17 protein-coding genes are annotated in these 18,875 nt (G+C 70.2%); 10 read left to right on the forward strand and 7 right to left on the reverse strand.

Features of this window, described 5'->3' with window-relative positions; all coding sequences use genetic code 11:
* Positions 1–50: 50 nt before the first annotated feature.
* Positions 51–254, reverse strand: a complete 204-nt coding sequence (locus tag POF73_RS22165; RefSeq protein WP_007383480.1) for a cold-shock protein — start codon at positions 252–254, stop codon at positions 51–53.
* Positions 255–487: 233 nt separating this feature from the next.
* A complete protein-coding gene (locus POF73_RS22170) occupies positions 488–838 on the reverse strand; it encodes a helix-turn-helix domain-containing protein (RefSeq protein ID WP_272118106.1) in 351 nt (116 codons plus the stop codon).
* Positions 839–1,064: 226 nt separating this feature from the next.
* Here POF73_RS22170 and POF73_RS22175 point away from each other — a divergent pair, with 226 nt between their 5' ends.
* On the forward strand, positions 1,065–1,733 hold the full coding sequence (locus POF73_RS22175; protein WP_272118108.1) for a hypothetical protein: 669 nt from the start codon (positions 1,065–1,067) through the stop codon (positions 1,731–1,733).
* Positions 1,734–1,985: 252 nt separating this feature from the next.
* Here POF73_RS22175 and POF73_RS22180 read toward each other — a convergent pair whose 3' ends face one another.
* Positions 1,986–3,200 carry a L,D-transpeptidase gene (locus POF73_RS22180; protein WP_272118110.1) on the reverse strand — a complete coding sequence of 405 codons (1,215 nt, stop codon included), beginning with the start codon at positions 3,198–3,200 and terminating at the stop codon, positions 1,986–1,988.
* Between the two features lie 215 nt (positions 3,201–3,415).
* On the opposite strand from POF73_RS22180, the gene POF73_RS22185 reads away from it, so the two are divergent.
* From POF73_RS22185 to POF73_RS22210, 6 genes are all read left to right on the forward strand, one after another.
* Positions 3,416–4,630: a lipid II:glycine glycyltransferase FemX gene (locus POF73_RS22185; protein WP_443049590.1), complete on the forward strand. Its 1,215-nt coding sequence runs from the start codon at positions 3,416–3,418 to the stop codon at positions 4,628–4,630.
* On the forward strand, positions 4,627–6,288 hold the full coding sequence (gene murJ, locus POF73_RS22190; protein ID WP_443049591.1) for a murein biosynthesis integral membrane protein MurJ: 1,662 nt from the start codon (positions 4,627–4,629) through the stop codon (positions 6,286–6,288). The genes POF73_RS22185 and murJ overlap by 4 nt, the downstream gene beginning before the upstream one ends.
* A 174-nt stretch (positions 6,289–6,462) precedes the next feature.
* The gene (locus POF73_RS22195; protein WP_272118112.1) at positions 6,463–7,146 is read left to right on the forward strand and encodes a response regulator transcription factor; all 684 of its coding nucleotides are present in this window, start codon (positions 6,463–6,465) and stop codon (positions 7,144–7,146) included.
* A gap of 2 nt (positions 7,147–7,148) precedes the next feature.
* Positions 7,149–8,975, forward strand: coding sequence for an ATP-binding protein (locus POF73_RS22200; RefSeq protein WP_272118114.1), 1,827 nt, complete (start codon positions 7,149–7,151; stop codon positions 8,973–8,975).
* A 128-nt stretch (positions 8,976–9,103) separates the two neighbouring features.
* Positions 9,104–9,736, forward strand: a complete 633-nt coding sequence (locus POF73_RS22205) for a hypothetical protein (protein ID WP_272118116.1) — start codon at positions 9,104–9,106, stop codon at positions 9,734–9,736.
* A 785-nt stretch (positions 9,737–10,521) separates the two neighbouring features.
* Entirely contained in the window at positions 10,522–10,899 is a 378-nt protein-coding gene (locus POF73_RS22210; RefSeq protein ID WP_272118118.1) for a hypothetical protein, read from the forward strand.
* A 48-nt stretch (positions 10,900–10,947) separates the two neighbouring features.
* On the opposite strand, the gene POF73_RS22215 is transcribed toward POF73_RS22210, so the two are convergent.
* Together POF73_RS22215 and POF73_RS22220 are read right to left on the reverse strand one after the other, a co-directional pair.
* Positions 10,948–11,106 (reverse strand): hypothetical protein, encoded by a 159-nt coding sequence (locus POF73_RS22215; protein ID WP_272118120.1) that lies wholly within the window; start codon positions 11,104–11,106, stop codon positions 10,948–10,950.
* On the reverse strand, positions 11,103–12,221 hold the full coding sequence (locus POF73_RS22220) for a DUF1152 domain-containing protein (protein ID WP_272118122.1): 1,119 nt from the start codon (positions 12,219–12,221) through the stop codon (positions 11,103–11,105). Before POF73_RS22220 ends, POF73_RS22215 begins: the two co-directional genes overlap by 4 nt.
* 85 nt (positions 12,222–12,306) lie before the next feature.
* On the opposite strand from POF73_RS22220, the gene POF73_RS22225 reads away from it, so the two are divergent.
* The 3 genes from POF73_RS22225 (at position 12,307) to POF73_RS22235 (ending at position 15,223) form a co-directional block, all read left to right on the forward strand.
* Complete coding sequence (locus POF73_RS22225) at positions 12,307–13,047, forward strand: GntR family transcriptional regulator (RefSeq protein ID WP_272118124.1); 741 nt, start codon at positions 12,307–12,309, stop codon at positions 13,045–13,047.
* Between the two features lie 278 nt (positions 13,048–13,325).
* Positions 13,326–13,763, forward strand: a complete 438-nt coding sequence (locus POF73_RS22230) for an ATP-binding protein (RefSeq protein WP_272118126.1) — start codon at positions 13,326–13,328, stop codon at positions 13,761–13,763.
* Positions 13,764–14,500: 737 nt separating this feature from the next.
* The gene (locus tag POF73_RS22235; RefSeq protein ID WP_272118128.1) at positions 14,501–15,223 is read left to right on the forward strand and encodes a hypothetical protein; all 723 of its coding nucleotides are present in this window, start codon (positions 14,501–14,503) and stop codon (positions 15,221–15,223) included.
* A gap of 40 nt (positions 15,224–15,263) precedes the next feature.
* On the opposite strand, the gene POF73_RS22240 is transcribed toward POF73_RS22235, so the two are convergent.
* Both POF73_RS22240 and POF73_RS22245 read right to left on the reverse strand, forming a co-directional pair.
* Positions 15,264–17,414 carry a protein kinase domain-containing protein gene (locus POF73_RS22240; RefSeq protein ID WP_272118130.1) on the reverse strand — a complete coding sequence of 717 codons (2,151 nt, stop codon included), beginning with the start codon at positions 17,412–17,414 and terminating at the stop codon, positions 15,264–15,266.
* Between the two features lie 302 nt (positions 17,415–17,716).
* Positions 17,717–18,811, reverse strand: coding sequence for an ABC transporter ATP-binding protein (locus POF73_RS22245; protein ID WP_272118132.1), 1,095 nt, complete (start codon positions 18,809–18,811; stop codon positions 17,717–17,719).
* Positions 18,812–18,875: the final 64 nt, after the last annotated feature.

Here is an 18,875-nt window from a genome sequence, read left to right on the forward strand (position 1 = left end):
AGGCCCGCACCCCAAGAGCGCGGGCCCCAGCCACATGGTTCGCGTGAGCGTCAGGCGGGAACGATGTTCTCGGCCTGCGGGCCCTTCTGGCCCTGCGTCACGTCGAAGGTAACCTTCTGGCCTTCCTGAAGCTCGCGGAAGCCGGAGGTGGCGATGTTCGAGTAGTGGGCGAACACGTCAGCGCCGCCACCGTCCTGCTCGATGAAGCCGAAGCCCTTTTCCGCGTTGAACCACTTCACGGTGCCAGATGCCATATTGAATCTCCCTTGGGGGGCAGTGCCGGAATCCGCACTTTACGGAATCCGAGTCGCCGCGATGATCACCCCTCCGGAAATATCCGGAAAGCTCTGCAAAGAAAAAGTCTCTGGCAACCAAAACTGCAACTGGTATCACGTTAACACAGGGGCCGGGGTGGAGGCCTCATGTTTTTTCGGGGTCGGCCAGAAATTCTGACCCCGACGCGGCCCGTATTTCTGTACTGGCGGGACTAGGTATCCGCGACCGCACGGCCGCCCTGCTGGTCCAGCTGCCGGCGCATTTCCCGGTTCAGCCGGAGGGCGTCGTCGAGCTGGTCCTCCAGGGAGATGATCCGGCACGCGGCCTCGACGGGGGTGCCCTGGGCGACGAGTTCACGGGCGCGGGCGGCGATCCTCAACTGGCTGCGGGAGTACCGGCGGTGGCCGCCTGCCGAACGCAGCGGGGTGATCAGCCCGGCGCCGCCGACGGCGCGGAGGAAGGCCGGGGTGGTGTCGAGAATGTCTGCGGCCCGCCCCATCGTGTAGGCGGGGTAGTCGTCGTTGTCGAGGTCTCCGGCGACTGGGACCTTCTCAGCGGGCATGCGACAACCCTAGCCCTGGCAGGCAAGGAAAGGTGTCTTCGCCATAACAGATTAGTGATGGGTGGACGGCTCCGAGTATCCCGCTCCTCCGGCCTGGCCGGACATCCACGGGAGTACGGTGAAAGTGGCCGAGGGTTCTTGGTGTGCCGGCTCACACCCGGCGCCGTTCTCGGCGAACGTCTACACCGGGCCGGTCCCGTCCGGACACCGGGGCAGGATGCGCCACATGGCCGTGAACATGCCCGACCGAAAGGGCCGGCAGATGCCGTCGCCCCTGGAAGGGGAGCGCATCCGCCCGCTGAACCGGTGGCAGATCGAGGACCGGCGGCAGGAACTCGGCGACCTGTACGCGGAGACCTCCGGAAGCGATCCGCGGGCGTGGCACCAGGACCGCGAGCTGTTCCTGCGCAGACTCGCCGTCGAGGTGCAGCGACCGGGCTTCGCCCTGCTGGTCGCGGAGCGCGGCGTGCCCCGGGAACTGGCCGGGACCGGCCCGGCCAACGGCGTCGTGATGACGGGATGTGCCTACGGCTTTCCGGTGCGCGCGTACGGGCCCCGGTGGCGGGGTCTGGACCGGTATCTCCCGCTGGACCTGCTCCGGCTCGCGCCCTCCGGGAGGCTCTTCGCGATCTCCGGGCTCGTGGTCCACTCCCGGGTGCGCACCCAGAACCAGGGCCGTGACTGGAATCTCGCCCGGCGCCTGCAACGGCGGCTGCTCGCCGATCACACCGCCGGACTCACCGGCCACCCCGACGTGCTCGGTGTCACGCTGGTGGACCGCGCCGACACCGCGACCCTTCGCACCCTGCGGGCCTGGGGCTGGCGCTCCGTGACGGCCGCCGCTGGTGACACACCCCTGGCGGTGCCGTGCCGCGCCCTGGTCATCGGGCCGTGACGGCGCTCGGTGCGTCCGCCGGCTCGGCGGGCCGCCTGCCGGCCACCCAGCACGGCAACGGCGGCTGGGGGCACCGCCCCGGCGAGCCCGGCGGCCGCATCCCCTCCCGCCCGGACCAGGCCGCACCCCGGCCGATCCCCTACGACCTGCCCAGCCTCGCCGACAGCCTCTGCCTGTGGGCCCTCTCCGGAACCCCGCTCGGGCCGGAACCGGCAGCGGCGTCGCAGTCCCCGGACCGCAGCCGGGAGCTTCTCAGCGCAACGCGCTCTTCTGCTGCCACTCGGCCCACGAGAGGTTCCACGCGCCGAAGCCGTTGCCGGGCGCGACCGCGTCCTTGGTGTCCTTGCCGGTGATCTCGAACGGGTCGCCCGGCCGCACCTGCCCGTAGAACCAGGCCGCGTTCGCGGTGCTCATCCCTATGCACCCGGAACTCTGGTTGGAATTGCCGAAGTAGCGGGCGTTCCACGGGGCGGCGTGCGCGTACATCCCCGACCAGGTCAGCCGCATCGAGTAGTCGACCATCTTGTCGTAGGCGTCGCCCAGGCCCACCGTCTCGGAGTTCATGTTGATCGTGCCCTCCTTGGCCATGAGCACGGCGGTTCCGTGCCAGGAGCGCTTGTCGCCGCCGGGCGTGCCGCCGGAGACCGGTATGCGCCGGACCGTCTCGCCGTCGCGTTCGAGGGTGAGCCGGTGGCTGTCGAGGTCGACCTTGACGACCTGCCGGGCGCCGATGGTGAAGGTGGTCGTGTAGTCGCGTACGAACCAGCCGCCGGCCGTGCCCGAATCGGTGCCGTTCAGCTCGGCGTTCAGCGTGACCTTGGTACCCGGCTTCCAGTACGCCTTGGGCCGCCAGTCCACCCGGTCCCGGCCCGAGTAGTCGCGTATCCAGCCCCAGGAGCCCTCGGTGTCGTTCGAGGTGGTGATCCTGAGCTGCTTCTCGACCGCGGCCCGGTTCTTCACCGGATTGTCGAAGACCAGGGAGATCGGCTGCGCGACGCCGACGGTGGTGCCGGAGCCCGGCCGCCAGTCGACCTTGTTGACCTTGTCTGCGGGAGCGGTGGTGAAGGTGGCCTTGGTGCTCTTGGCAGTGCCGCCCTCGCTCCGGGTCGCCGCAGTCACCGAATACGCGGCGCCGGGTACGGCCTTGCGGCTGGACACCCACGAACGGCCGTCGGCGGCTACCTTTCCGGCGAGCCGGTGGCCCTCGCCGTCGGTGACGGTCACCGAGGTGAGTCTGCCGCCCGCGGCCGTGACCTTCACGGGCTCGCCCGCCGGGACCCGATCTCCCCTGGGCGTGACGGTGACCGTGACAGGACGGTCGTCGGCGCCCGGCTTCACCTTGCTGCCCGGGGCGCTGGGGGAGCCCCCCGACGAACAGGCGGCGAGCGGCGTCAGCAAGGAGGCCGTGGCGGTGGCCACGACGACGGCCCGGACACGGGCTTGGGCAAATGCACGGGTGCGCGACAACGAGACCTCCGGGAGGAAGCGAACGAGTGGAAGAGTCGGCGATGTCGTGACTGTAGAGCCGGAAAACCCGAGGTCAGCGGCTACGGAGCTATATGACGGCGACTGGTGAGGAACGGTCATGGTCCCGTCACATTCGCCGGACGGAGCGGTCATGGACCGCTGTGAGCCTCCTTTGTGTCCCCGCGACAGCCCGGGGAGAAGGAGAGGCTCAGACCGTGTCAGCGCTGCTCGTTCCGCCCAGCCGCGTGTGCCGACCAGGGCACCGGGGCTTCGCCCTGCGCACCATCTCCGCGGACACCTACCGCGCCTTCCTCGCGTCCCCCGACGGCGCCGCGCTCGGCGCCGGATTCCTCCAGTGCCCGTCCTGGGCCGACGTCAAGGAGGGCTGGCGTGCCCAACTCCTCGGCTGGGGGCCCGATCCGGAGGCCGGCGCACTGACCGGCGTGGCCCTCGTTCTGCTGCGCCAGTTCCCCGGCACCCGCAAGTACTTCGCCTACCTGCCCGAAGGACCCGTCGCCGCCTGGAACGACCCCCACATCGACGGCTGGCTCGACCCGCTGCTGGAACACCTGCGCCGCGCGGGCGCCTTCGCCGTGCGCATCGGCCCGTCGCCCGCCTACCGCCGCTGGGACGCCGCCCTGCTCAAGCCGCTCACCCGCCCCGGCCGACGGCTCGGCGACGTCCTCGCCAGCGAGGTCGACCCGCTCGGCACCGCCGTCGCCGAACGGCTGCGGGCGCGGGGCTGGCGCCGCTGCGGCGGTGACGGGACCACAGAAGGCAGGGGCGGAGGCGGGGACGCGGACGCTCAGCCCCGGCACGTCTTCCATGTGCCGCTCGCCGGACGCACCACCGAGGACCTGTGGTCCGCGCTCAACCAGGAGTGGCGACGCAACGTCCGCCGGGCCCAGAAAGAGGGCGTGGAGGTGGTGGTGGGCAGCGCGGCCGAACTCCCGGACTTCTACCGGCTGTTGGGCGTAACGGAGCGACGCGACGGCTTCCGGCTCGGCCGCTCGCTCGCCTACTACGAGCGTCAGTACGCGGCCCTCAACGCCGAGGAACCGGGCCGGATGAAGCTGTACCTCGCCCGGCACCGAGGGGAGATCCTCGCCGCCCACACGATGATCACGGTGGGCCGCCGCGTCTGGTACCAGACCGGCGCCTCGGCCGACCACCGCCGCGAGGTCCGGCCCTCCAACGCCCTGCAGTGGCGGATGCTGCAGGACGCCCACGCCCTCGGCGCCGACGTCTACGACATGCGCGGGGTACCCTCCACTCTCGATCCTGAGGAACGTACGTACGGACTGCTGCGGTGGAAGCTCGGCACCGGGGGACAGGTCGTCGAGACGTTGGGGGAATGGGAGAGACCCTTGGGCGGCAGCGCCAACCACACGCTTTACCGCGCCTTTCAGGCGTACCTGAACCGCCGATGAAGCAGACCACGATGCGGGCGGGTACGGAAACGAAGACCTCCACCGCCCGCGGCAGTGCCGTCATGGCCGCAGGCTCCCTCGTCTCCCGCGCGACCGGATTCGCCCGCTCCGCCGTCGTCGCGGCAGCGATCGGCACCATCGGTCCGATCCCCGACGGCTACGCCGTCGGCAACGCCCTGCCCACCATCGTCTACGTCCTGCTCCTCGGCGGGGCGTTGAACGCCGTCTTCGTGCCCGAGCTGGTCAAGGCCGCCAAGGAGCACGAGGACGGGGGCGCCGCGTACACCGACCGGCTCGTCACCGTCTGCGTCGTCGCGCTGCTGGCGATCACCGCGACGGCGGTATGGGCGGCGCCCGCGATCATCGACGTGTACACCGACTACACGGGCGGGCAGGCGGCGATGACGACGGCGTTCGCCCGCTACTGCCTGCCCCAGATCTTCTTCCTCGGACTGTTCACGCTGCTGGGGCAGGTGCTCAACGCCCGCGGCCGGTTCGGCGCGATGATGTGGGCGCCGGTCCTGAACAACGTCGTCGTCATGACGGTCTTCGGCCTGTACCTGGCGATGGCCATGGGAGGCGGGGACGGTGGGCCCGGCGGGGGTGGCGGGGACGGCGGGGGCCTGCTCACCGCGACCGAGACCGCCGTGCTCGGCTGGGGCACGACCGCCGGTATCGCGGTCCAGGCCCTCGCCCTCGTCCCGGCGCTGCGCGCGGCCCGTTTCCGCTGGCGGCCCCGCTTCGACTGGCGCGGCAGCGGACTGACCCGCCCCCTGCGCTCGGCCGGCTGGCTGGTGCTGCTGGTCCTGGCCAACCAGGCCGCCTACTGGGTCACCACCCGGCTGGCCACGACCGCGGGCCTGGACGGCGGCCCCGGATACGGCGCGTACAACAACGCCTATGTCCTGTGGGTCGTACCGCACGGCATCATCACGGTCTCCGTGGTGACCGCGCTGATGCCGAGGATGAGCGCGGCCGCGGCCGACGGTGACACGGCCGCGGTGCGGCGCGACGTCTCGCACGCCCTGCGGGTCTGCGCCTCCGCCGTCGTACCCGCCGCCTGCGCGCTGTTCGCCCTGGCCCAGCCGGTGATGGCCCTCGTCTTCGGATACGGCAGGACCAGCGCCGCCGACACGGCCGCCATGGCCGGGATCCTGATGGCCTTCGCGCCGGGACTGATCGCCCTGTCCGGCCAGTACGTCCTGTCCCGCGCCTTCTACGCACTCTCCGACACCCGTACGCCGTTCCTGCTCAACCTCGTGATCGTCGCCCTCAACGCGGGACTGTCCCTGGCCGCCGCACAACTGCTCCCGGCGCGCTGGGCCGTGACGGGCATGGCGGCGGCGTACTCATTGGCCCTGTGCGCGGGCTGGGCACTGACCGCGCGGGTGCTGAGCCGCAGACTCGCCGTCGCCCGCCCGCTGCGCTCGTCGGCTGCCGGAGCACACGTACGGCTGCTGTTGGCCGCCGTCCCCGCCACGGCACTGGCCCACTTCGCGGTCCTGGGAACCGCACGGGCGGGGGCGATGGTCTCCACGGTTGCCGGAGCGGCCGCAGTCGTCCTCCCGTTCGCCCTGCTGGCCCGACCCCTACGACTGGCCGAACTCGAAGCGCTGCTCGCCGGCATCCGCAAAAGACTGACCCGGACCCGGACCTGACCACGACGGACCCGGCCTCGGACTCCGACCTGACCACGACGGACCCGGACCGGACCTGACCACGACGGACCCGGCCTCGGACTCCGACCTGACCACGACGGACCCGGACCGGACCTGACCACGACGGACCCGGCCCCGGCCCCGGCCCTGACCACCACCGAGGGAGAACCGCAGATGCCCCGCGTGCTCCTCATCGAGGACGACCCTTCCGTACGCGAGGGGGTCGAACTCGGTCTGCGCCGCCGCGGCCACGACGTACGGGCGGCCGCGACCGGCGAGGCCGGCCTCGCCGCGATGGCCGAGTTCCGCCCCGATCTGCTGCTGCTGGACCTGATGCTGCCCGGCATGAACGGCGTACAGGTCTGCCGCCAGGTCCGCGAGCGCAGCCAGCTGCCGATCATCATGCTCACCGCGCGCGGCGACGACTTCGACGTGGTCATCGGCCTGGAGGCCGGTGCCGACGACTACATCGTCAAGCCCGCCCGCACCGAGGTGATCGAGGCCCGGATCCGGGCCGTGCTGCGCCGCCTGGACGACGGCGGCCAGGGCCGCCCCGCCATCGAGGTCTACGGCGAACTCACCATCGACCGGGTCGGCCTGACCGTCGCCAAGGCCGGCCGCCCCCTGGCCCTCGCCCCCTCGGAGCTCAAGCTCCTGCTGCACCTGTCCGCCGCCCCCGAGCAGGTGTTCAGCAGGCAGCAACTGCTGGAACACGTCTGGGAGCACAGCTACCACGCCGACGCCCGGCTGGTCGACGCGTGCGTCGCCCGTCTGCGCGGCAAGATCGAGAACGAGATCGGCAGACCCCGCTACGTCCAGACACTGCGGGGCTTCGGCTACCGCTTCGGTCCGCTGTGACCATGGCCACGGGCCCTCAGCGATCGCGGCGGGTCAGGGCGTTCGGCCTGCGCACGAGACTTTTGCTGGCCTTCCTGCTGGTCGCCGCCGTAAGCGCCGGTACGACGGCCGCGCTGACGTACCGCGAGGCGCGCAACGCGCTGCTGGAGACCGCGCAGGACACGGCGGTCACGTCGTTCCGCGAGCAGGTGCAGCAGACGGGCTTCGGGCTGCCGGTGCGGGAGGAGGGCGGCGGTCTGGAGGAGGTCCTGCGCGACATCGCCCGCAAGGGCAAGCCGCACCCGTGGGTGGTGTTCGCCGAGTACGGCTCGGTCCGCGCCTCCTCGGGCGAGAACCCCGTCTCCACCGTCATCACACCCGAACTGCGCCGCGCCGCGCGGGCCAACCCTCACGGCAGCTTCGAGCGAGTGGTCAAGGACGGCGTCCCCTACCTGACCATCGCCATGCCGACCGTCTTCAAGACAGGCCCGTACAGCCTGCTGCCCAGCGGACTCGTCCTCTACGCCGTAATGCCCATGACGGACGAACAGATCAACGTCGACGCCCTCCTCATGGCCGCCCGCGACGGCGCCCTGCCCGGCCTCGTCATCGCCCTGATTCCCGGCCTGATCGCCGCCCGTAGCGTGCTGCGCCCGGTGCGGGAGCTGCGCGAGGCGGCCCGGAGCATGGGCAGCGGCAGACTGGACACTCGCATTCCAGTACGAGGCAGCGACGAACTCGCGGATCTGGCCCACACGTTCAACGAGTCGGCGGCCCAACTGGAGCGTTCGGTCCGGGAACTGCGCGAGGCGGAAGCCCGAGCCCGCCGCTTCGCCTCCGACGTCTCACACGAACTACGCACCCCGCTAGCCGGAATGCTCGCCGTCACCGAGGTCCTGGACGAGGACGCGGACGCCTTGGACGCCGACACCGCCCGAGCGGTCCGCCTGGTCAGCGCCGAGACAGGAAAGCTCGCGGTGTTGGTCGAGGACTTGATGGAAATCTCCCGCTTCGACGCCCGCGCGGCCGAACTGAACGCCGACGAGGTCGACGTCGCGGAGGCCATCCGCAAAACCCTCCACAACCGCCACTGGACCGACGCTCGCGTCTGCACGGACCTCCCGGACGGCATCCGAGCCCGCCTCGACCTCCGCCGCTTCGACGTCGTGATCGCCAACCTGGTGGGCAACGCGCTGCGGCATGGGAGCGCACCGGTGACGGTGCGGTTGCGGACGGGGGTGCGGTGCGGGGACACGTCGAGGGAGGCGGGGCCGGCGGGTACGCCCGTGCCGGCGCCGCAGGCAGGGCCCGCGGCCTCACCGGCACTGACTACGGAGGAACGCTCTGCGGGCACGCCCGCGCCGATGGCCTCGGCTGGCTCTGCGGGTATGCCGGTGCCGTTGGCTTCGGCTGGCTCTGCGGGTACGCCGGTGCCGTTGGCTTCGGCTGGCTCTGCGGGTATGGCGGTGCCGTTGGCTTCGGCTGGCTCTGCGGGTATGCCGGTGCCGATCGCTTCGGCTGATTCAGTGCCGGCACCGATCGCCTCGGCTGATTCAGCGTTCACGCTGGCACCGATCGCCTCGGCCGGCTCCGGGGGCTCGCAGGTGCTGATCGTCGAGGTCATGGACAGCGGCCCGGGCATCCGCCCCGAATCGCTCCCGCACATCTTCGACCGCTTCTACAAGGCCGACGCGGCTCGTACCCGCTCGGCGGGCAGCGGCCTGGGCCTGGCGATCACCCTGGAGAACGTGAAGCTGCACGGCGGAACGATCCGCGCCGGGAACCTGCCAGAGGGCGGTGCCGTCTTCACCGTGGAGATACCGCTTCACTCGGAGGGGGCCGGGGGATGAGGCGTGCGCGGAGCCGCCGACACACGACGGCCGCCGCCGTGGCTGTGGCCGTCGAGACACCGCCTGGTGTGGAGGAGGGCCGGGGGAGAAGGCGTGCGCGGAGGCTCGGACGGAGACTTCGACTTGCGGTGGCCTTGGCCATCCCCGTCGCGGCGACGGCACCGCTGCTCGGCGGCTGCGGCATCCAGGAGACCGACGTCATCGAGGCGGGCGGCCCCGCCAGCGTCCAGGCCTTCTTCAACCGCGACACCGACATGCTGCTCTTCTTCCGCACCCCCGACGGACGCCTGACCCCCGTGATCCGAACACCCGAGCCCGAGACCGAGTTCGGCCCCGGACTCGCCGAGTCCGGCTCCGGAGCCGAGAACAACGACGCCGCGGCCGGCCCGATCCCCACGGAGAAGGTAATCCTGGCGCTACTCCACGGCCCCCGCCCCGAAGACCAAGCCGCTGGCCTCACCACCGCCCTCCCAACCGCCGGCCTCGGCCCAACCGTCGAGATCGACGTCTCCCCGGACGGCAAGGTCACAGCCCGCCTGCCTCTAGCCGTGAAGGGCCTCAACAGCATCGCCCTACGCCAGCTGACCTGCACGATCGCCTACAGCAAGGACACCGACGGCGAGGCGGTCGTACAACTTACGGGACGTGACGGGGCGTCTAGGTCCGGCACGTGCGGGCTTGCGCCTGGCAGCGCCGGGGGCACGGCTGGGGAGGCCGGGACGCGGGCAGGGATTACGCCGTTGCCGGGCGCGAGCGGCTGAGAAGGCGTCCCAGGGGGAGTTGATCGCAAGGCATGCCCAGAAAACAGCGGCCGTGCCGGAAGGGTCCATCTCTGGCTCCGGCGATCAGGGGTGCGTGCGACTACTTGCGCGGCTCTCCTGGCCGTCGGGCAGGGCTGCTCACCATGATTCCCCGCTGCTCCCTGCCCTATCTGGTGTTGTGGTGCGGAGGTTTAAGCGTTGTGGTCTGAAGTCGGCTCGATGACGTCGGCCCAGACCAGATCGCCCCACGGGTTTCCCTCCACGCCGAGGCGTTCCGCGACGACATCATCGAGGAACTTCGCGCGAGCCACCTCAACCGTTTCGCCCGGCCACCACAACGAGTCGCACTCGGTTTCCAATTGTGTGGGTGGGGGTGCACGGCGCATCATTGTCGATGGCACGGCCTACCGCTGACGGCTGAAGGGTGAGCCGGCCCACTTACATGCGTTGGCCTGGTCACCTTCCACGTTCGCTGTCGAGCATGCGAACACCCCAGGGAAAACGATCGTCGTCATCACCAACCGCCCGTGCCATCGAACTGGCCTTCGCAAGGGACGGACTCCAACGGAGCCTGGCTCACCGTTCTGCCTCGACGAGGTGCGGACGGCGTTGGGTGGGCGCACGCTGGGGGCATGAAGCCCGGCGATCCATCAGGGCCTCCGGAAGGTCCGCTGCAGCGAGAAGAGCGGCGGGGCGGCCAGTCTCCTGCCCGTCGGTGGCGGAGGGTGAGTAAAGGCGTCCTGACGCACGCGGCGGCCGTCGTGGTGGGGTTCACAGTGGGAGCCGTGGCCGGATACACCGGAGCAGGCGACTCAGCGGATACTTCGCCGAAAGCGACAAAGACCGTTACGGCGACATCCACGGCCACTGGGAACTCGCCGGTCGGAGAGCCCGACACCACCAAGGGCCGGCGCCCCGGGGAGATTCCTGGAGACGGTACGTACGTGATCGGTAAGGACATCAAGCCTGGCACATACCGTACGGAGGGGCCGCAGGGTGGACTCATCACGGACTGCTATTGGGCGCGATTGAGCAGTACGTCCGGTGAATCGAACGACATCATTGCCAGTGAGGTAACCAAAGGGAGAACCACCGTCACCATCGATGCTGACGACAAGGCGTTCACGACCAACGGGTGCAGGACATGGAAGAAGGTCGACTGAACTGCTCCCTCGGCGCATGTGGAGCATGTCGGGACGGCACCGTCAGCGTTATGGATGCTGGCTTGGCTGCCGCGCTGGGCGCAGCGTCAGGACCTGCCGCAACGATCGCAACAGCCCGTTCAGCAGGTTGGTGGCGACGTCGACTCCTGTGCCGTTGCCGGTGAGGTCCTGGACGTTGAGATGTGGGTCGCTGGCGTAGGCGCTCATGGTGTCAGGCGTGTGTGTTGGGTACTGGTGGCCGTGACGCTCCACAACGGAGGTGCGTACTGCTCGGGGCGGTTGTTGATTAGGAGTTGGCGCAGGTCTTGGCGCTGGCTGCCCCTGAGACTCAGGGCCTCAGTGAGGTGGCGGAACGTCGTGTGGGTGACTCCGCGGCTCCGGGCGCCGGTCTCGAACTGGTCCAGCGCTGCCAAGACCGTCTCCTCGTTCAGCTCGGTTGGCGGATGGTCCTTGAGCCGCGCGGCCTTTTCGCGCTCGTAGTCGATCTCGGAGTAGCCGCAGAGTTCACGGCTGAGGGTCTCCACCTCGGCCAGGGTCTCTGTGGCCATCACCGCGCGGGCCAGTTCGTTCCGGTCCAACGCCTCGTCCAGGTCGACCTGATGGACCGTCGGGCCCTCGTCCGTGAGGGGTACAGGGAGTCCCGCGTCCCGAACTTCGCACGTGCCTCGCACCCCTCGGGCCGTCGCCGCGAGCATCCCGGTGGCCTCGGAGGGGTGCCACTCCAGGACCGAGGCGACTGGCCAGACGTCCTCTGCGGTGAACGTATGGATGAGCGGGACGAGCAGTCCGCGCAGGTCGTCGATGGGGAGTTCGCCGTCCAGGCCCGGGCCGGCGATCAACAGGCGCATGGGTGCGTTAACTTGGCAGCAGGCGGCCAGCGTGAGGGCATCGGCTAGCGGGCTCTTCAGGGTCGGCTCATCGCCGCGGGCCAAGATGTCGCCGCCGACGTCCAGGACGTCGATGGTCTCGGGCTCGAAGTGGTCGATCAGTTCTTCCAGTTGGCGGGTTACCCCCTCGGCCCCGTGATGTGGGTCGAGCAAGGCGAAGGTGTGCGGGAGCTCTGCCGCCAGGCGGGGGAGTGTCGAGCCTGCCGGCGGGATGGGGCGGGCGTCGGCCGGCACTGCCCGGACCGCGGGGGTGAGGGGATCAAGTCCCGTGAAGTCGTCGGCGCCTCGGGGGCCGGGTACCGGGTCGATCAGAAGGCGATCCCAGGCGTAGGTGAGGATCACCGCCCGGTCGTCGTCGCCGTACAGGGCGGTGTGAAGCATTGCGGCGGCGACTGCGTCGCCCCCTCCTCCTGCTGCGACGATCAGGCGCGTCATGCGCCCAAGACTACGAGCTCGGGGTGCTGGCCACTCACCCTATAGTGGCTGGAGGCCATAGCCACTTGGAGCAGGAGGGGACCGCATGCCGCAGATCGAGGAGGCTCAGCCGAAGTATCTCCAGATCGCGCACTTCATCCGTGATCAGATCCTTCGGGGTGACCTGAGGGCGGGGGACGAGGTCCCCTCCGAACGCCAACTCGCCGCTGACTGGAACGTATCCAGGCCGACCGCCGCTCGATCGCTTGAGGCGTTGAGTCATCAAGGTCTGGTGGAGAAGCGCCAGGGATCGGGCACATACGTCCGGAGCCTTGAGGTCAACCGGCGGGCCCGCGAGCTGTACGGGCGTGCGCGGCAGACCGGCAAGATCTACACGCCGGGCGAGTACGCGGTGATCACGTCCGCCGGCTGGATGGAGGCGCCCGACTATGTCGCTGAGGCCTTGGGGCTGGTGAAGGACCGGCGGGCCGTGCATCGCCGCCGCGTCACCAACAACCAGGACGGGCCCATCACCTTGTCCTTCTCGTGGTTCGCACCGGATGTCGGTCGGCGGGCGCCCAAGCTGCTGGACCCCGAGCGGATCCAGGAGGGCACCTTGATGTACGTCGAGAAGGCGACCGGTCGACAGGGGAGTTACGCCGAGGATCGTATGTGTGCTCGGAGTGCGACCGAGGATGAGGCGGCAGCGCTCCGACTGGAGTCCGCAGCCGCTGTGTTGGTCGTGCATCACGTCGTCTACGACCTCCAGGACCGGCCGTTGGAGTTCGCCGAAGCCACGTATCCCCCGCACCGTTGGGCGTTCGAGCAGGGCTACCCCCTCGCCTGATGGGGTGGGGCTTCTGCTGAACCGCTTGCACGGGGCAAGTGGCTAATGCCACTATCCAGTAAGTGGCTAAGGCCACTTACTCGGAAGGGGGTACGACGTGGCGAGTCATCAGCCGGACCAGGGTGCGCGGTTAGCTTGCCGAGGATGTCGGGTGCGCGGCTGGAAGGGCGTCAGTTCACGCACGACTTCTCGCGCTCTCCGCCGTCAGCGACCGCGCTCGTGCCACATCGAAGCGACGGTGCCTCGACTGCGACGGCACCGGCAAGGAGTGAGCGCGGATGGCCTACGAAATCGATCGCGACCCCAGCCCGGACTCACCGCGTCTCGGAGCCATGAGCCTGCCTCCGGTCCCGGAGTCCGTGTCACGAGCCCGATGCTGGTTCCAGAAGTTCATCGCCCCGTACAACCCGGCCTGCTCGATCGAGGACTGTGCGCTGATGATCTCGGAGCTGGTGACCAACGCCATCGTCTACGGGTGGTCGGATGACGACTGGGTGGTGCGCGTGGAGTGGTTCCGCGACGGTGCCTCACTCCGGATCGAGGTGCACAACCCGGGGTTCCCCGCGAACGTGCGTCTCCGGCGTCCAGACGCCAACGACGCCCACGGTCGCGGCCTCCTCCTGGTTGACTCGATCGCCGACTCATGGCATGCCGGGCCCAGTCGGTTCGGTGGGACGGTGGTCTCGCTCGTGGTGGACGATGCCTGGCCGGGCTGAGAAGGGGTGCACAACAAACAGGCCCAAGGGCGCTGACGTGGTCGCGAATCACGGAGCGGGTGGCGAGAACCCCGAATCCGAAGGCGCGGCCCGTGGCAGAATGCCGGCATGGTTCTGATCCGAAAGGGCGATGCCGCGTAGGCGCCCGAAGGCCGTCCGCGCTGAGCGGTGGCGGCCACGCAAGCACGTGCCGGTCCGTCGGATTCCAGGTGTATCCGCTAGAACCCGGGCAGCAGTGCGACGCGTTGAGGCCGGGTACCTGTGGCCGGACGCCGTTGCCGATGCGCTCAGCCGGTTCGAGTGGGCTTTCAGGCAGCCGGGGCGATATCTGACCGGCCCTTATGAGAGTCCCGGCATCGAGATCGAAGACGGCCGAGATGACCTGGAAGTGGCCCTGCGGCGCCTCCCGAGAGGAGCCCGAGCTGATCTGGGCCGCTTGGTGGAGCGGATCGACATCGAGTTCGAGCGGCGTACTCTTCCGGACCCGGGTTGGGCGAGCGAGTGGACGGCGGGGCGCTGGTGGTGGTGGCGCATTCGGGAACGGTGACACCGGCCGTCAGGAGCCCGCGCCGGCCGAGCGAGGCTCGGATGCGCGGCCGGCTTCCGAGGTGTCCAGCTCTGCATAGCAGCTGCATCCCCGGCTCTGTATGGGGGCGGCCCGGGTGGCCCGGGACCCAACCAACGCTCGGGCTTCGTTGATGGCCAAGGAGAGACGGGATTGATCAAAGATTGGTCCAATGGCGGAGCATTCGATGATGTGGGATGACGCGGGCCTTTCCGGCTTGCAGGCGCAGTTGGCGCGCGAAATGTTGAGTCGGGTCACGGCGTTCGCGTTCGGGGAGGAGGTCAGGCTTGTACGTGGTGTGGTGACGTGCCCGGATCGACGCGGCGTCGGGCGCGTCGTGCTGTGGGACGGGCGGCAACTGGGCAGTTCCGTCGCGTTCGACGTGCCTCTCGCGGATCAGTACGGCGGAAACATCCCCCCGGGGGACCTTGCGGCCGCCCTGCGCGGCGTATTGGCCGACTGCTCCGGGCGCGAGGTCGAGGAGGCGCCACGCGACTCCTTCGGGATTCCGGTGATCGACGCTTCCGACGCTGTCCGTGCCTTCGTCGCCCAGCCGCGGTTCCAGGTGCCGGATGCGCTGCATGCGGCAGCCGTAGCCTTCTCCGTCTCCGCGGAGTTGGGCGAGCCCGCGGAACTGCGCCTGCGTGGGTTCTTGCTTCTTGACCAGGCGACGTGCCGCCTTTACCTGGACACCCCTGCGTCAGAGGACGCTCCGCCATTCGGTGTTGACCTTCCCCTTCGCGACGAAGACGGCTTCGTGGTCGTCGGCGTGACGGCAGTGCACGCCGCACTTCCGGTCCTTCTGCAGGGGGAGTTGGAACGCATGCGGAAGGACGACCACGACCCCTACTGCGGTGCCGTCTACGACCTGGTGGGCTGGCTCGCGGGTCGCTGACCGGGCGTCAGAGGGAGGAGTAACAGGAAGTGGCAACCGGTCAGTTGGGTCCGTCCGGGCTGCGCGAGAAGGCCGTGTCGCCGGCCGTCGCCACGATCGCGTCCTTGATGAGCAGCACTCGCGGCGGGGTGCCCTGTGCCTTGTCCCCGGGGTTTTCCAGTGCCGGGGTGCGCCAGACCTCCACTCCGGTGCGGCTGTCCAGTGCCAGCAGACGGCCGAAGCGGTTGGAGAAGTAGACCCGCTTGTACGTTGCCGACACCGCGGGCGCGGACAGGCTCTCCATGTCCGTCGCCTTCTGCCAGAGTTGCTTGCCGCTGTCCGCCGACACCGCGGTGACCGTTCCGTCGGACCGGACGAAGTGGACGACGCCGTCCACGAGGGTGGCCGCGCCGGTCAGTGCAGGGGCCAGCGGTGTTCGTCGGACCTGCTTGGTCTTCGGGTCCACCCGCAGCAGTGCGTTGTACGGCCGCTCGTACCCGGATTCGTAGACGTCCTTCGCGGTCTGGGGGGCGAGGAACACGGGTTGCCCGTCGACGGCGCCGAGCGCCACCGCCTTCTTGGGCAGCGTGGCGAGTTCGGTCAGGCTGCCGGGGCCGAGCTTCATCAGGTCGATCGGGGCCTGGCCGGGCTCGCGGGCGGCCGAGCACAGGGCGTAGGGGGCGCCGCCCAGCACCGACGTGGCGCAGTACTCGTCCAGCGAGGGCGCCGTCCAGAGTTCCTTGCCGGAACGGTCGTACGCGACGAACGACGAGTGGTCGGGGGACAAGGTCAGCAGTCCGTCGTCGTACAGGATCGCGGCCTCGGACTTGCTGATGTCGCGCTGCCACCGCCGGTGCCCCGTAGCGGCGTCGAGGGCCACCACGCGTCTGACCGTGTCGTCCGGGTCCTCGTACACATAGACCAGCCCGTCGCGGACGCCGATCGGCTGCACCCCCTGAGGGCGGGTGCCGAACCGCCACAGGGTGCGGCCGGTGGCCGTGTCGATCCGGGCGGCCGTGAAGCCCGTACCGCCGCAGAACAGGGCGTTCGCCTCCGTCACGCAGCCGAGGGTCCCGTAGTCGAGAGGGACGCCCTTCACGTCGTGCCGCAGGGCCGTGCGCCAGGGCCGCCAGCCGTCGGGCAGCGACGCGGTACGGGCGGTGGCCGTCGCGGCGGCGGGGTCGGAGGCGGTGGTCCTGCCCTCGCCCGACACGAAGACGGCCGCCCCGACGGACAGCCCCGCGACGGCCAGCGCCGTGCCGAGGCCGGCCAGCAGCATCCGGGGCCGGCGTGCCTTGCCAGTACCGGTCGTGGCGCTCGCGGAGGCGGTGGCCGTGCCCCAAGGGGCGGGGCGGGGAGGGGGGTTCGCGGGGTCCCTGGTCCTCGGGGGCGCGATGGCGTCGGACTCCGGCAGCGCCTGGAGCATGCGGTGCATGTCCGCCAGTTCGGGCCGTGCGGCCGGGTCCTTGTCCAGGCAGCGCCCGACGATGTCCAGGAGCGCTTCGGGCACCCCGTCGAGGTCCGGGGGCTCGTGCATCACCTGATAGCCGGTCATGTAGGGGCTGTCGGAGTCGAACGGTCCGGTGCCGACGGCGGCGAACACCAGCAGCGACCCCAGCGAGAACACGTCCGAGGCCGGGGTGACGTCCCGGGGAGAGGCGAGCTGTTCCGGCGACATGAAGGGCGGGGTGCCGATGATGCGCCCGGTCATGGTGAGGCTCTGGTGGTCGGAAGCGCGCGATATGCCGAAGTCGATGACGCGCGGCCCGTCCTCGGTCATCAGGACGTTGCCCGGTTTGAGGTCCCGGTGCACCAGGCCCGCCCGGTGGATGTCGCGCAGCGCCTCGGTGAGCCCCAGGCCCAGCGTGCGCAGTTCCCGCTGGCTCAACGGGCCGTTCTTCTCCACGGCTTCGGCCAGGCTGAGCCCCGGCACGTAGAGCGTCGCCATCCAGGGCCGCTCGGCGTCCGGGTCGGCGTCCACGACAGGGGCGGTGAAGGCGCCGCTCACTTTGCGCGCCGCCGCGATCTCCTGCCGGAAGCGGGTGCGGAACTCCTCTTCCTGGGCGTACCTCCCGCGTACGAGCTTGACGGCGACCTGCCGTCCCGAGGCGGAGACTCCCAGGTAGACGACTCCCATGCCGCCCGCCCCGAGCCGACCGAGAAGGGTGTACCCGCCTATGGACTCCGGGTCCCCGGTGCTCAGGGGCGTCATCGCCGATCATCCTTCCCAGCGTCGGCCTGCCTCACGGGGATCAGCGTAGGGCCTGCCGTGCCGGAAGCGGAGCCGCACCTGTCACGGATCGGTGTTTGTGTGTCCGTGAGTCGTGCGACGGGACAGGATCCGGGGGAGGATGCGCCGATCGGGATCGGGATCCGGCTCGGGATCGGGATCCGGCTCGGGATCGGGCTCGGGCTCGGGATCCGGCTCGGGATCGGGCTCGGGCTCGGGATCCGGCTCGGGATCGGGCTCGGGCTCGGGATCCGGGATCGGGCGCGGTCGTACGACGTCACGTCTCAGGCCGGGTACGCGTGCGTCTCGGCCGCCTTCACCGTCGCCCAGACCGTGGCGCCGGGGTGGAGGTCGAGTTCGGCCGCGGCGACCGTCGTGAGGTCGGCGGCGAGGGGGAGTTCGCCGGTGAGGGCGGCGCGGATCTGGTCGCCGTGGGTCTCCAGGCCGGCGACCTCGCAGCGCCAGACGTTACGGGCGCTGGAGCCGGTGGGGCGGTTCCGGTGGAGGGTGACCGCGCTGGGCGGGAAGGCGACGAAGACCGGGCCGGTGAGGTCTTCCGTGGTGGTGAGCATGGGGCCGTCGTCGACGTGGACCAGGTGCCCTTCGGCCTGGCCTCGGTAGAGGTTCAGGCCGACGAGGTGGGCGATGTAGTCCGTACGGGGATGGCGGGCGATGTCGGCCGGTGTGCCCTCCTGCACCACATGGCCGTCCTCGACCACGACGAGGCGGTCGGCCAGGACCATCGCGTCGAGCGGGTCGTGCGTGACGAGGACCGCGACCGCCTCGAAGTCGGCCAGATGGCGCCGGAGTTGGGCGCGGACGTCGAGCCGGGTACGTGCGTCGAGTGCGGCCAGGGGTTCGTCGAGGAGGAGCAGGCGCGGGTGGGTGGCCAGGGCGCGGGCGAGGGCGACGCGCTGGGCCTGGCCGCCGGAGAGACGGCGGGGTCTGGCGCCGGCGTGGGCGGTGAGGTCCATCCTCTTCAGCCACTCGGCGGCCTGCGCCCGTGCCTCCGACTTGGTGGCGCCGTGGCAACGGGGTCCGAAGGCGACGTTGTCCAGCGCGGTGAGGTGGGGGAAGAGGAGGTAGTCCTGGAAGACGACGCCGACCGGGCGGGACTCCGGTGGCGTACGGTCCAACTCCGCGCCGTCCAGCCAGAGGTGGCCGCCGGTGAGCGGGACGAGTCCGGCGAGTGCGCGCAGCGCCGTGGTCTTGCCGGCGCCGTTGGGGCCGAGGAGGGCGACCACGTCGCCGGGCGCCGCCGTCAGTTTCACGTCCAGGCGGAAGGAGCCGCGCTCGACCACCAGCCGGGCGTCGAGTCCCGCACCGGCCGGGCCGGGCGCTCCGCCGGCATCCTCGGGCGTCTTCTCGGCGTCGGTCATGAGGCGGTGGCTGTCTTCTCGGTGTCGGTCATGAGGCGGCCGGCCGCTCGGGCGCCCTCGGCGT

The sequence above is a fragment of the Streptomyces sp. HD genome, assembly GCF_028369295.1.
In the GTDB taxonomy this organism is placed as follows: Bacteria; Actinomycetota; Actinomycetes; order Streptomycetales; family Streptomycetaceae; genus Streptomyces.

Bases quoted from the DNA above. Each gene is read 5' to 3' on its own strand.
- POF73_RS22165 (WP_007383480.1), bottom strand. From the start codon at position 254: ATGGCATCTGGCACCGTGAAGTGGTTCAACGCGGAAAAGGGCTTCGGC.
- POF73_RS22170 (WP_272118106.1), bottom strand. From the start codon at position 838: ATGCCCGCTGAGAAGGTCCCAGTCGCCGGAGACCTCGACAACGACGAC.
- POF73_RS22175 (WP_272118108.1), top strand. From the start codon at position 1,065: ATGGCCGTGAACATGCCCGACCGAAAGGGCCGGCAGATGCCGTCGCCC.
- murJ (WP_443049591.1), top strand. From the start codon at position 4,627: ATGAAGCAGACCACGATGCGGGCGGGTACGGAAACGAAGACCTCCACC.
- POF73_RS22195 (WP_272118112.1), top strand. From the start codon at position 6,463: ATGCCCCGCGTGCTCCTCATCGAGGACGACCCTTCCGTACGCGAGGGG.
- POF73_RS22200 (WP_272118114.1), top strand. From the start codon at position 7,149: ATGGCCACGGGCCCTCAGCGATCGCGGCGGGTCAGGGCGTTCGGCCTG.
- POF73_RS22215 (WP_272118120.1), bottom strand. From the start codon at position 11,106: ATGAGCGCCTACGCCAGCGACCCACATCTCAACGTCCAGGACCTCACC.
- POF73_RS22220 (WP_272118122.1), bottom strand. From the start codon at position 12,221: ATGACGCGCCTGATCGTCGCAGCAGGAGGAGGGGGCGACGCAGTCGCC.
- POF73_RS22225 (WP_272118124.1), top strand. From the start codon at position 12,307: ATGCCGCAGATCGAGGAGGCTCAGCCGAAGTATCTCCAGATCGCGCAC.
- POF73_RS22230 (WP_272118126.1), top strand. From the start codon at position 13,326: ATGGCCTACGAAATCGATCGCGACCCCAGCCCGGACTCACCGCGTCTC.
- POF73_RS22235 (WP_272118128.1), top strand. From the start codon at position 14,501: ATGGCGGAGCATTCGATGATGTGGGATGACGCGGGCCTTTCCGGCTTG.
- POF73_RS22240 (WP_272118130.1), bottom strand. From the start codon at position 17,414: ATGACGCCCCTGAGCACCGGGGACCCGGAGTCCATAGGCGGGTACACC.
- POF73_RS22245 (WP_272118132.1), bottom strand. From the start codon at position 18,811: ATGACCGACGCCGAGAAGACGCCCGAGGATGCCGGCGGAGCGCCCGGC.